The sequence below is a fragment of the Magnetospirillum sp. 15-1 genome, assembly GCF_900184795.1.
Classification (GTDB): Bacteria; Pseudomonadota; Alphaproteobacteria; order Rhodospirillales; family Magnetospirillaceae; genus Phaeospirillum.
Genome location: NZ_FXXN01000021.1, coordinates 109,780 through 122,049, shown reverse-complemented (window position 1 = coordinate 122,049; position 12,270 = coordinate 109,780). Strand labels below are relative to the sequence as shown.

The 12,270-nt window shown below is 62.6% G+C and carries 13 protein-coding genes and 1 tRNA gene; 9 read left to right on the top strand and 5 right to left on the bottom strand.

The window, feature by feature from the left end:
• Positions 1–14: 14 nt before the first annotated feature.
• Both CP958_RS07540 and CP958_RS26900 read left to right on the top strand, forming a co-directional pair.
• A tRNA-Glu gene (locus CP958_RS07540) sits at positions 15–90 on the top strand.
• Positions 91–542: 452 nt separating this feature from the next.
• Positions 543–2,687, top strand: a complete 2,145-nt coding sequence (locus tag CP958_RS26900; RefSeq protein WP_096701365.1) for an SEC-C metal-binding domain-containing protein — start codon at positions 543–545, stop codon at positions 2,685–2,687.
• Positions 2,688–2,737: 50 nt separating this feature from the next.
• On the opposite strand, the gene CP958_RS07530 is transcribed toward CP958_RS26900, so the two are convergent.
• Positions 2,738–3,661: a DUF4365 domain-containing protein gene (locus CP958_RS07530; RefSeq protein WP_096701364.1), complete on the bottom strand. Its 924-nt coding sequence runs from the start codon at positions 3,659–3,661 to the stop codon at positions 2,738–2,740.
• A gap of 268 nt (positions 3,662–3,929) precedes the next feature.
• On the opposite strand from CP958_RS07530, the gene CP958_RS07525 reads away from it, so the two are divergent.
• Positions 3,930–5,669, top strand: coding sequence for an SUMF1/EgtB/PvdO family nonheme iron enzyme (locus CP958_RS07525; protein ID WP_096701363.1), 1,740 nt, complete (start codon positions 3,930–3,932; stop codon positions 5,667–5,669).
• Between the two features lie 279 nt (positions 5,670–5,948).
• Here CP958_RS07525 and CP958_RS07515 read toward each other — a convergent pair whose 3' ends face one another.
• Genes CP958_RS07515 through CP958_RS07500 form a run of 4 tightly spaced genes read right to left on the bottom strand, consistent with a single transcriptional unit; the run spans position 5,949 to position 8,303 of the window.
• Positions 5,949–6,353: a hypothetical protein gene (locus CP958_RS07515; protein ID WP_096701361.1), complete on the bottom strand. Its 405-nt coding sequence runs from the start codon at positions 6,351–6,353 to the stop codon at positions 5,949–5,951.
• Positions 6,350–7,669 (bottom strand): recombinase family protein, encoded by a 1,320-nt coding sequence (locus CP958_RS07510; RefSeq protein ID WP_096701360.1) that lies wholly within the window; start codon positions 7,667–7,669, stop codon positions 6,350–6,352. Before CP958_RS07510 ends, CP958_RS07515 begins: the two co-directional genes overlap by 4 nt.
• Positions 7,666–8,109, bottom strand: a complete 444-nt coding sequence (locus CP958_RS07505; protein ID WP_096701359.1) for a DUF2924 domain-containing protein — start codon at positions 8,107–8,109, stop codon at positions 7,666–7,668. Before CP958_RS07505 ends, CP958_RS07510 begins: the two co-directional genes overlap by 4 nt.
• Positions 8,106–8,303 carry a hypothetical protein gene (locus CP958_RS07500; RefSeq protein WP_096701358.1) on the bottom strand — a complete coding sequence of 66 codons (198 nt, stop codon included), beginning with the start codon at positions 8,301–8,303 and terminating at the stop codon, positions 8,106–8,108. The genes CP958_RS07505 and CP958_RS07500 overlap by 4 nt, the downstream gene beginning before the upstream one ends.
• Before the next feature lie 201 nt (positions 8,304–8,504).
• Here CP958_RS07500 and CP958_RS07495 point away from each other — a divergent pair, with 201 nt between their 5' ends.
• From CP958_RS07495 to CP958_RS07470, 6 genes are all read left to right on the top strand, one after another.
• The gene (locus tag CP958_RS07495; protein WP_096701357.1) at positions 8,505–9,437 is read left to right on the top strand and encodes an autoinducer binding domain-containing protein; all 933 of its coding nucleotides are present in this window, start codon (positions 8,505–8,507) and stop codon (positions 9,435–9,437) included.
• A 130-nt stretch (positions 9,438–9,567) separates the two neighbouring features.
• A complete protein-coding gene (locus CP958_RS07490; RefSeq protein ID WP_096701356.1) occupies positions 9,568–9,804 on the top strand; it encodes a helix-turn-helix domain-containing protein in 237 nt (78 codons plus the stop codon).
• Positions 9,801–10,079: a hypothetical protein gene (locus CP958_RS07485; protein ID WP_096700140.1), complete on the top strand. Its 279-nt coding sequence runs from the start codon at positions 9,801–9,803 to the stop codon at positions 10,077–10,079. Before CP958_RS07490 ends, CP958_RS07485 begins: the two co-directional genes overlap by 4 nt.
• A 2-nt stretch (positions 10,080–10,081) precedes the next feature.
• Positions 10,082–10,561: a hypothetical protein gene (locus tag CP958_RS07480; RefSeq protein WP_096701355.1), complete on the top strand. Its 480-nt coding sequence runs from the start codon at positions 10,082–10,084 to the stop codon at positions 10,559–10,561.
• A 97-nt stretch (positions 10,562–10,658) separates the two neighbouring features.
• Positions 10,659–11,495 carry an ATP-binding protein gene (locus CP958_RS07475; protein ID WP_096701354.1) on the top strand — a complete coding sequence of 279 codons (837 nt, stop codon included), beginning with the start codon at positions 10,659–10,661 and terminating at the stop codon, positions 11,493–11,495.
• 17 nt (positions 11,496–11,512) lie between these two features.
• Positions 11,513–12,259: a hypothetical protein gene (locus CP958_RS07470; RefSeq protein WP_096701353.1), complete on the top strand. Its 747-nt coding sequence runs from the start codon at positions 11,513–11,515 to the stop codon at positions 12,257–12,259.
• Positions 12,260–12,270 lie beyond the last annotated feature (11 nt).

Sequence of the window (12,270 nt, the reverse complement as noted above, 5' to 3'; positions counted from 1 at the left end):
CCTCGCGCCTCGACGTCCCCATCGTCTAGAGGCCTAGGACACCGCCCTCTCACGGCGGTAACCGGGGTTCGAATCCCCGTGGGGACGCCATTCTCACCAGACAAACCTGCTCTACCGCATAGACGCCACCTTGGATATCCCAAGGTTCCGTGCGGTTTTCATCGGTATAAGCGCCGACACGGGCCTGCCGGGAATCGGCTGAATTCTCTCTCTATAGCGCCTTTCTCTCCAGACCTGTTGACTCGCTCTTTCGTATCAACAGGTCGCCAGCCTCCTGGGATTCAATGATATTCCCGGAATCGCCGCGTCGTGTGGTTTGGCGATTTTCGTGGAGGCCCGATGGAGTCCGGCGACGGAGTCTGTTCGCTGTATCAACAGCATCCTCTTTGGACCAGGAACTGAAGTTTAATCGCGTCTGGGGAAAGACCTCTGTGGGACGCACCCCCTCTTTCACGCTAAGCTGGCAATTTAGAGGTCACGCACCTTGGGAAGGTGCAAAGACACCAACGCTGAAGTAGGGGGCGGCAAAGCCAGTATCGACGATGGGAGCACCGCGGCCCGAGCAGGAAATCTTCGACGAGCTTGGCGAGCTAACGGCAACGCCGGGCTTTGCTCACGTCATCGCCTACTTCTGCGTGCGGGACAATTTTACTTGGTACCATGATGAAATATGCGCAGAGGACATGCAGCACCTCTACTCGCGCTCGCGGTTGATCCGGACAGAAATGTTCACGCTGATCGGTCTCATGGTTCGTGCAGATTCCGACTATGATGCGTCGCCACCTGAGGACGCTTCCAGGCAGGCCGAGCGCGCCGAGGCGCTGCTCGAGGAACTGCATCACAGCATGACCCGGCCGTGGCTCGAAGGCTTCCGGGAAGCGGATGCCGACGGTGCCCCGCCCAATCCGTGGAAATCGGGCGACGCGATGCGTGAGCCGATCTTCTATGGGGGCGAAGCCGCGTTCTCATTCCAGAATTGCGACTCCGCGGCGGAGAAGTACGCCACCGACGACGCGTGGCTGCTCGCCAACAAAGGGGCGTCGATCAAGGACATGATCGCCGTCGCCAAGGCGATTGGCGAACTTCAGAACGAGAAGATGACAGACGTTGTTCACGCAGGCGCCCAGGGCATAGGCGATCCGCGATTCCTGTCCGCCTTCATGTTCAGTATCGCGGAGTTGGAGCCGCGCCTAGAACTCGAACCAGAGAGAATTTTCGCGAGCGTTCTGGCTTTCACACTACCGCAAGATCACCGAAACCCCGGCTTCAAGGCGCTGCACGACTTCAACGCGGTGACAGCCACGCAAATCCTCGCCGTCGATGAAGCGCGATTCCTTCTTTTTCATTTCAATGCGCTAGCCGATGCGCTCTATGAGTCCCCTTTCTATTGGCTCGGTGCGGACAAGGATTATGCGAAGGCCGCGCTGACACACCGTGGCCAATACACCGAAGCGTTCGCGCTACAACGATTGACCGAAGTCTTCGGCGTCGGTCGGGTCTATAAAGGCGTGAACATCGACCGGAGCAAGGGCAATCGCCTCGGCGAGATCGACGTTCTGGTGCTGTTCGGCGATCGGGCAATCGTACTGCAGGCCAAGTCAAAGCGACTTACGATGGAGTCGCGGCGGGGGAACGACCTGCAACTCAAGGGCGATTTCAAGGCCGCGGTACAAGACGCCTATGATCAGGCAATGGAGTGCGCTGAGGCGCTGCTCGACCCGACGCTGCACTTCACCGCCGCTGATGGGCAAGTCGTGAAGGTGCCGAGTGAGTTGACGCAGATCTTTCCGATCTGCCTGGTCGCCGACCACTATCCGGCACTGGCGTTTCAGACCGACCAGTTCCTGGTCAGGCGCAAGGTTCAGACAGCGTTGGCGCCCCTTATCATCGACGTGTTCACGCTCGATGTGATGGCGGAGATGCTGCGGAGGCCTATGCGCTTCTTGAGCTATCTCGATCTGCGCTCGCTGTACGGCTCAAAGGTGAGGATTCACCACGAGATCACGCTGCTCTCCTACCACCTCAAGTACAATCTATGGCTCGACGACGAATATGACTTCGTTGCACTTGAGGACGATTTTGCAGCGGATATCGAGATCGCCATGGGGGCGCGACGATTCGGCCCGCCGGGAAAACCGACTCCCGAAGGTATCCTGACCGCGATCGAGGGACGACGGCTCGACGCACTCATCAAGGCGATCGAGGCCGAGCCATTCGGCCCGATGATCGATCTGGTGATGCTGCTCTACCAACTCAGCGGGAATGCGATGAAGGAACTGGCGGATGGCATCGACCGCGTCCTAGAGGCCGCGCAGACGAAGGGATCGTCGGACTTCACATTGGGGTTTGCCAACACCGGGATCACAGTCCATGCCAATTTCGCTCCCCGCCCCGAGGCGGAGCCAAGGCTGGAGGCGCATATGATGCTGCGGAAGTACAGCCAGAAGGCCAATCAATGGTTCGGGCTGTGCCTTTCGCCTGCGACGGGCGCAATCCGCTTCGGCAAGAAGGTGGCCTTTCCCTGGAAGTTCGATGGCCAATTGAAGCAATTGGCGAACCAGTTAGGAAAGCCGGCAAGGCCGGCACCGACCGTCCGCCAAGGCCTGAAGCTGGGACGCAACGCCCCGTGCCACTGCGGCAGCGGCAAGAAGTACAAGAAGTGCCATCTCGTCGCCGATGGCGGGTAGGCCCAATCTCGCCTGCTCGCGGATTTCACCCCATAGGCGCGGAACCCGGTTCAGTCCTCTCCAGCCTCGCTTTCGCGATCCTTCCGCAAGGCTTCCTGGAACAGATATTCGTTCCAATCGTCCTCGTCCATGTGGTCTTCAGATGGCTCCGGAAGATCGGGGCAAACACTCGGTTCCGGCCCGTCCTGGTAAAATCTCTCCATCATTAGGAACGCGCGCCCAAGGTCGTTTATCTCCACCTCGAACGTGTGTGTCATCACTTCCCCGCTTCCGTCTTCCTCCGGAGAGCAATGGTAGGTGTACGACAGCCAGGGAAACAGAAGATCCATGACCCCCGAAATCGAGTTGGAAGGGTAGTAAAAATCCCAAATGTAATCCGGCTTTTCCCACGGCTCGCCAAAGTGGATCGCCGCCCCACGGAAATTCAGGGACTTGTTCACCCACTCGTCGACCGTAAGGTAAGCCTCCCCTCGCTCCTCTATCTCGCTAATCATCTGCAAGGCCAGCGCCATGCGGTCCCGCCGCATGCTTTCCGGATCGCTCCGGGGAATGCTGTCGGCAATCGCTGTTGCGGAATTCGCAGAGAGGGTCCGATAGGACGGTATCTCCACCGTCCATGAGCCGCTTTCCCCTTCCGTTACGAGGTGGCGCTCGATCTTCGTCCATACCGTCAACTGCGTTTCGGGATTGTGGAGAATGAGAATCACCGGAAGGGAGTGATTGGTCCAATACGACAGGTGGCGTGCCTCGCCCCGGAAAACATAGCCGTTGCCCCGCTTCTTGAAGAACGAACTGCCGGACTTGATTTGGAGGGCGATGAGCTTGCCTGTTGGTTCCCCGTCCTCGACGATCTCCGCATGGGCATCCACGCCGTAGTCGCTGACCGGTTGATCGCGGAAGAGCCATCCCATTTCGAGGAAAGTGGCCTCGACGGCGTTCACGCCTTTCCGGGCTGTATTCTCATTGGATGCCATGCTGTAAGCTCGTTGCCGGACACGGATGGAGAACTGTCGCCACGATTATGCCGCGAAGTTGGGCCGTCCGCCATTCCACGGTTTGGACTTGCCAGGCTGGTCGATCTTTGCGATCTTCCCTTCAGGGCCGCGACGGGCCTTTGATCCCCGAGAACACGTCCGCGTGGGGGAACGAACCGCCGCAGATGCGTTCAACCTGCATCAGGGACCATTTTCTCCAGCTCCAATCTACGCAAGCGGACGTGCGTGAAGACGCCGGAGAATCTGCATGTCTAAATTCCTGACCTTCGACAACTTCCACCTCGCACCGGTCGAAGGCATCGACCCCAAGAGTCTGAAGCGGGCCGCCAAGCTCGCCCGTACCATCTACCTCGATGACGAGCGGAAGCTTCCCCACAACCTCGCCCTGAACCACATCGCCCACCGCCTTGGCTTCAAGGGCGGCTTCGGCGGATACGTTGCCGAGTGGAAGGGCAAGCTGCCAACCTTCATGCGTGGGCATGGCCTCGCCTTCCGTAAGGACGTCCTGCCGACGAATCTTCCCGACCAACGCGTTCGGCTCGGCCACCGCCAGATCGCCGACCGCCTGTTCGCCTCGGGCCTGCCCATGCCCAAGCGGATTTTCACCGGTCTCGATGTTTTCGTCCTGCTCCGGGCCGCCGCCGCCACTGACGGCCTCAAGGTCGGCTACCGCGGAATGTATGGGGCTAACCTCCGCGACATCCCTTTCGACGAGATCAAGCCCGCCGAGATCCGGGAGAACGTGCCGCCGGACAACTATTTCATCCGCAGCGAGACCGATCTGATGTGTGCGGGAGACACCCACACCCTCGACAACCTGATCGGCGACCAACTCTGCGACCTGGGCGAGGACGGCAGGATCGTCGCCCAGCTGTACAACCTCGGTGACGGCGATGCGGAGCGGATCGAATCCGCCGGGCGACTGTTCCGCCGCGTCCTCGAACTCTGCCCCCAGGGGTGGGTGGAAGTCATCCCCTACAATGACCGGCTGGCCTTCCTGAAGGGCCCCGACGGCGGCTACGACTTCGTCTTCGAGGGCGTCCGTGACGCCGAATTCAAACGCAACCCCTACGCCCCTTACCTCCGGGACAAGGACTTCTCCAAGACGGAGGAGGCTTCCGAGCTGGACGTCCGCCTCTACTTCTCGCACGACGGATGGCTGGAGGCCGATTGGCACGCCGCCGAGGAGTCCTTCTACGCCCATGGCGGAACACACCTTAACTATCCCGGCCGGGATGAAATCCTGAAGGCCCACCTGACCCGGCAGGGGCGGTATTCCCACACGCCCCGCAAGAGCCCTTTCCGTCCGGGATATACGGTGGCCACGGTACTGGGGAAAGACCTCTGCTTCTCACCCCTGGTCCCCGTCCGGCGGTTCCACCGCTTCCTGCGGGACAACCCCGACTACCTGGCCCACCGGCTCAGCCTCTCCGATCTTGAGCCGCTGGACCTCGCCGGCGATCCCGACGACCCGGCCGCCGTCACCTGGTATGACGCCAAGGCCTATGCCCGCTGGATTAAGCGGACGCAGAAGCTCCCCGTACGGCTTCCCACCGAGGATGAGTGGCTCGCCCTCGCTGGCGGGCTGGTCCCCGACAAGGTGTCCATGACCGAGCTGAAGGAGGCATTCTCCAAGCGGCTCTACGACTTCGTCGCCGCCGACGGCCACGTGTTCGACGGCCATCCCCCGCACATGGGCCGCGAAGACTTCGATTCCCTGACGCTGCGGCGGAACCCTGCAAATATGGCGATGGAACGCTCGGAGGCCGGCATGGAGGTCGTCCGCTCCGCTTGGTTCGGCGAATGGCTCCAGGCCGAGGGGGCTGCGATCAACGGGCTGTTCGGGTGCTCCCAATACGAGGTCGGCTACGTCGCCGAAGCCCGGGTGTCCGCCGAGAGGGCACGGTTCTCGCCACGCTCGGCCGGAAAGTACAAGTCGATGATGATCGGCTTCCGCCTGGTCTACGAGGCGGAGGTGCGGAAATGAGGCGCTACAGCAGGTCCGACAAGATCGACGCGGAGGTCCGCCGCCTATTGGCCCTTGGATGGACGTACCGTCGCGGCTCCAAGCACGGCAGGGTCGTGTCCCCCGACGGTAAGGCGGCCGTCACCGTCCCCGGCACCCCGAGCGATAAACGGTCCCCGCTCAATTTCGTCAGGGATCTGAAGCGGGCGGCAATTTGCATCATGCGTCCGTAATATTGGCAAAGGGGCGGTTCCGGCCGCCCCGCAGCTCAGGAAGCCACCATGTCCCCCGTATCTCGCATTAACGGCCAGCATGCTCATGGTGCATGCGCTCGTCGCCTATGAACGCCCGCCGCTGCTCGGCCCATTCCGCCGGAAACGGTTCCAGCAGCGCCCGCACGGTGAGCTTCTCGGGCTGCCGCCCGGCGAGGATGGCCTCGACGATATCGGGGGCCAGCAGGGTCAGGCGGAGGACGCGGCTGGCAAAGGCGCGATCGACCCGTTCGGCCTTGGCCAGTTCGTTGATGGAGGCGTGACGACCGGATTCCAGCAACCGCCGCCAACGGAAGGCTCGCGCCAGCGACCGGACGATGGGGCTGTCGACCGGAACCCGCGTCTCGGGATTGTACAGGCTGCCGTCGGGCAGGACGATCCGCTTGCGACCGCCGATGCGGCGGAAGGTCATCGGCACGAACACCGTGGTCATGCTGCGGTCCTCCGGCGACGGGCTGGTTTCAATTCCCCGGCCAGTTGGGCCAGTCCCTCGGTACGGAGCGCGATGCGAACGCCGTCGGTGGAGATATCGACCCGCTCGACCAGAAGCTGGACGATGCGGGTCTGCTCGGCGGGGAACAGTTCGTCCCACAGGGGATCGAGTTGCCCCAGCGCGGCCGCGACCTCCTTCTCCGTCATGGTTTCGCCCTCGGCGCGGACGCTTTTCCAGGTGCGAACCACCATCTCCGGGGTGCGCAGCAGCGAGCGCAACTGGTCGATCACCGCATTTTCGACCTGGGCAGCGGGGACGCGGCCAACCGGGCAGGCGTCGGGGCCTTCCTTGATGATGCTGGTGGTCACGTAATAACGGTACAGCCGCCCCTTCTTACGGGTGTGGGTCGGCGTCATCGCCCGACCGCCAGGGGCAAAGACGATTCCCTTCAGCAAGGCCGGAGTCTGCACCCGCGTGCGGTTGGCGCGGACACGGGGGGAGATTTCGGTGATGGAGCGGACCTTGTCCCATAGGGCCTGATCGATGATCGGCTCATGTTCGCCGTCGTAGGCCACGCCCTTGTGGACCGCCTTGCCGATATAGAGCGGATTGGCCAGCATCTTGTAGAGGCCGCCCTTGTCCAGTTTCTTGCCGCGGCGAGTGACGCCCTCGGCGGCCAGTTCCCGCACCAGCATGGTGGCGGAGCCAAGGCGGACGAAACGTTCGAAGATCATGCGGACGATGGCGGCTTCTTCCTCCACCACCAGCAGCTTGCGGTCGGCACAGCGATAGCCGAAGGGCAGCGGCCCGCCCATCCAGATTCCCTTGCGCCGCGATGCGGCCACCTTGTCGCGGACACGTTCGCCGATCACCTCGCGTTCGAATTGGGCGAAGGACAGCAGGATGTTGAGCGTCAGGCGGCCCATGCTGGTGGTGGTGTTGAACGACTGGGTGATGCTGACGAAGGTGACATCGTTGCGGTCGAACACTTCGACCAGCTTGGAGAAATCCATCAGCGAGCGCGAGAGACGGTCGATCTTGTAGACCACCACCACGTCCACCAACCCGGCCTCGATGTCGGCCCGCAGACGCCTCAGGCCGGGGCGTTCCAGGGTACCGCCGGAAAAGCCGCCATCGTCGTAATGGGTCGGCACCAGCACCCAGCCTTCCGCCTTCTGGCTGGTGACGTAGGCTTCGCAGGATTCCCGCTGGGCATCCAGCGAGTTGAACTCCATCTCGAGGCCTTCCTCGGTTGATTTGCGGGTGTAGACGGCGCAGCGCAGCTTGCGGATCGGCTTGGTTCCGGCGGGTTTCATGCCCCCTTCCTCCAGTTCTTCAGGCCAAAGAAGGCCAAGCCGTTCCAGCGGGTGCCGGTAATGGCGCGGGCCACCGCCGACAGCGACTGGTAGGGGCGGCCCTGGTATTCGAAGCCGTCCTCGCGGACGGTGACGCAATGCTCGACGCCCTTCCATTCCCTCACCAGCCTTGTGCCGGCGATGGGGCGATCCAGCTCCTTCTTGCGGCGCCCCTTGGTGGTGTCGAAATCCTCGGCCATGTTCTCCAGCCGGGCGACGGTGGTGACCGCCAGCCCACCATAGGCCAGTTCCTGGAGGCGGTAGGCCAGGCGGCTTTCCAGGAAGGTGCGGTTGTAGGGCGGCGCCTCGGCCTCGAACAGATCGCGCCACAGCACCTTCAGGTCCGGGATCGGCGCCGTCTTCAGGGCGGCCAAGCGGGCCAGCAGGGGGTCCTCGGTCATGATTTCCTCCGTCGGTTGACGGGGACATGACCGCTCTGGCCGGCCATGAAGTCGAGGGAACTGTCTCTGGCGTCAGCAGATAAACGACTGGATTTCCGCGCCTTCAGCCGGATCAGGCCAGTGGCCAGGATGTTGGCGACCTCGTCCAGGCGCTCGGCGGCGGTCATGCGGTCGGGAGACAGAGCATTGTGCATCGGTGGTGTCCGCAATCCTTCGCTGGGGTCGTTCGCCCCGGCAATTGGTTATTGCGGAAACCCTATGCTTGCTCCTTCGGTCGTAACAATCCGGGGACGGAGACTTTCGGATGGCAACGGATACTGGCGTAGGCGCCAAGCATGACATCGACCGATGCTGTGATATTCTGACCTCGCAGATTCTTCCGCTGGAGGGTCGAAATGGTCAAGGATGTGATGGAGTTTCAGGAAGAAGCTGCTCATTCGAACAGCATCCCTGACCTGCAAGAAGCGCTGAAGGTGGCGATGACCAGCCTCGGCCTTCCGTATTTCAGCTATGCCTGGAGCCGCTCGTCGTCGTTGGACCACCTTGAAATGGCCGATGACTCGTTCTTCACCACGGTCTCGGAGGAATTCTTTGCCACCTATATCAAGGATGGCCTGTACCGGAACGACTACTCGATCTACGCCTGCCGTGGCACCACCCGTATTCCGTCGCTCATCGGGCGAACCTATCACCGCTGGAAAAATGTACCAGATGACGAATTGAACGCATCGGAGTTGGCGGTGGAGGATTTCGCCAGGGAGTTCTTCGTCGATGGCCTGGTCGGCCTCCTCGAAAATCATGACGGCCTGTTCTTTGCCGGAGCCAGCGTGGTCGGCCAGGATATGCCCATACGCGAATTTGATCACGCATTGACCAACGCTGGCACCGCCTTTCAGCTCCTACGCATTTACCATGATCGGTTTCATATGCTGCGGCGGGGTGAGCGGCTCATCCATATCCGTGAATCCGATCTCGATCGGTTCCTGGTGGCGGTACAAGGCGGTGAGATCGGCGCCATCAGTGCCGGGATCGCCGAGTTGTTCCGCGGCGGCTCACCGGCATCCGCATCCATGTCCCCGTTCGAGCATTCTTCCAACTACACCAAGATCACGCTGCGGGGACGGGGATTCGATTTCGGCACCCTTCAGGCGCGGATCATTGGAATCCTCCATGCGGCAAGCCGGACCCCTGATCCATGGGTGCCTGAAGCAGAACTCCTGTTCTCAGCTCAGTCGAACTCTCAGCACCTCAGGGAATTGTTCAAGAACAAGGATCCCGGCTTTTTGTTCGAGCGGAATGGCATTGGCAAGATCCGCCTAAAATTGTAGGCGGGATCGAGCGTTCGCCCTGCTGTCAAGGGGACGGGATAGGGATGATCCGTCCCTGCCGCATCCACCTCCCTGACCCGCCACCATCCTCCATGCTTCCACGAGTTCATATCTCGCGGAGCACGCCAACATGGCCGAACAATTTCTCTGCCAGAAGCAACTGGCCCGACGGTGGGGTATTTCCCACCGCACCCTGGAAAACTGGCGCTACCGGGGCCAGGGCCTGCCGTTCCTGAGGCTGGGCGGCAAGATTTTCTACAAGATTGAGGAAGTCGAAGCCTACGAGGCCCGTCAGACCCAGCCCGGCTTCGGGCAGAACGTTCTGTTCGAGGACGTTGGCGTGGCCGAATTGAGGGCGGGCCAATGACCTCCCCCATGACCATCCCGGCCTTCCAGTCCTGGTTCGCGGGCGCCGTTCCTGGTGACGGCCTCATCTACCACCTGGGCCTGCTCGGTCTCGACCGCGCCCGTGGCCCGTCGTCCCTGCCCGAAGCGGCCCGCTCCCAACTCGACCGTGTTGCTGCCCGCGCCCTGGCGCTGGCCGAGGACGGCCGCCTGCTGCTGGTTCAGCGCCGCGTCGCTGAAGACCGCATCGCCTACATCGCCATCAAGGCGAGCGGCGACAAGCCCCGGAGGATCTGACCATGACCATCCCCAACCGTCCCCGCCTCGCCGACATGATGACCATGGCGGTGGGCGAAATCGCCGCCCTTCCGGCGGACATGCTGATCCTGCTTCAGGAGGAAGCCGAAGAGGCCCTGCGTCGCGCCAAGATGCAGAAGGATTGGCTCGACGGCGTGCTGGACCGTCGTTACGCCACCATCGCCGCCGAGATGCGCAGCCGTGACGGCAAGGACACCGGCACGGTGCGCTTCGACGATGGCGGAATCACCGTGGTGGCAGATCTGCCCAAGAAGGTGGAGTGGGACCAGGAGCAATTGGCGGCCACCGTCGAGCGCATCCGCGCCAGTGGCGATGATCCGGCCGAATACGTCGATCTCGCCTTCAAGGTGCCCGAGCGCAAGTACGGCGCATGGCCCGCCCACATCCGCACCGCCTTTGAGGCCGCCCGGACGGTGAAGACCGGTAAGCCGACCTTCACGCTGAAGCCCAACACCCACTGAGACAGCGGCGGGGCAGCCCGTACCGCAAGGGCGGGCAAGGCTTCCCTTCGGCGCCCGGTCAACGCCCCGCCGTCCCCCCTTTGAATCGGAGAATCCCATGGCCGTTCGCATCATCACCGCCGACGAGCGCTTGTCGTGCGCCGGCAACAAGACCTCGGTGGCCATCTTCGGCCAGCCCGGCGTCGGCAAGACCTCGCTGCTGAAAACCCTGCCGCCCGACAAGACCGTCTGCCTGGATCTGGAAGCTGGCATGAAGTCGGTGCAGGACTGGCCGGGCGCCAGCATCCCGGTGCGCAGCTTCGGCGATTTCCGCGACCTCGCCGTGCTGATCGGCGGCCCCGATCCCGCCGTTGATCCCAACGCCTTCTACAGCGCCCAGCATTACCAGCATGTCCGCTCGGTCTATGCCGGGACCGGAATCGAGGAATTCCTCGACTCGATGCCGGTGGTGTTCGTCGATTCCATTACCGACCTCACCCGCCAAGCCATGGCCTATGCCAAGCAGCAGCCGGAAGCCTTCTCCGACCGCACCGGCAAGCCCGACATCCGTGGCGCCTATGGCCTGCTGGGCCGCGAAGTGATCCAGGCCCTGAAGCACCTGCAGCATGCGCCGGGCAAGACGGTGATCTTCGTCGGTGTGCTGGAGAAGGTCACCGACGAGTTCAACGCCTCCACCTGGCAGCCGCAGATGGAGGGATCCAAGGCCGGGCGCGAACTACCCGGTATCGTCGATCAGGTCATCTCCATGCACCTGTTCTCCCAGGATGCCGAGGGCAATTGGCTGCTGGACGAGAAAGCCACCGAGCGCCGCCTGGTCTGCTGTTCGGGCAATCCCTACGGTCTTCCCGCCAAGGATCGCTCCGGCCGCCTGGACGTCACCGAGCCCCCTGATCTCGGCACCCTGCTTGCCAAGATCAACCGCGTTTCCGCCTGACCCGAGGAGATTTCCCCATGTCCTACGATTTCAACGACGCCCAGCCGCAGATGATGCCCACCGGGGAACTGATTCCCGACGGCACCTTCGCCAAGATCCGCATGACCATCCGCCCCGGCGGGGTCAACGGCTCGGTGCCCATGGATGCCGGTCTGCTGAAGGCGGCCTCCGAGAGCGACGCGAAGATGCTCGACTGCGAATTCACCGTGGTCGAGGGGGCGTTCGTGCGCCGCAAGTTCTGGCAGAACTTCACGGTGGCCGGCGGCAAGCTCGACGACAAGGGCCAGTCCAAGGGCTGGAACATCTCGAAGGCGTCGTTCCGCGCCATGGTCGATAGCGCACTGGGCTTGAGTCCCAAGGACATGAGCGACGCCGCCAGGGCCAAGCGGGTGCTGCAGGGGCTGAAGCAGTTGGACGGCATCATCTTCGCCGCCCGCATCATGGTGGAGCCGGCCAGCGATCCCAAATACCGTGACCAGAACCGTCTGGCCAACGTGGTGCTGCCCGATGAGCCGGAATATGGCGCGGTGATGAAGGGCGAGACGGTAGAGGCCGATCCCGTCAATGCCAAGCCGCGCAAGCCGTCCGTCACCGCCGGGCAGAACGCCCCGGCCTGGGCCACCGACGCGGCTCCGGTCCAGGCGCCGCAGCAGCAGGCCGGCAATGTTCCCTGGACTCAGCAGGGATCTGCCCAGGCTCAGCCTGCCGCCCAGCAGCCCGCTCCCCAGCCGTCGGCCAATGGCCCAGCCTGGCTCAATGGCTAATGGAAGTGCCG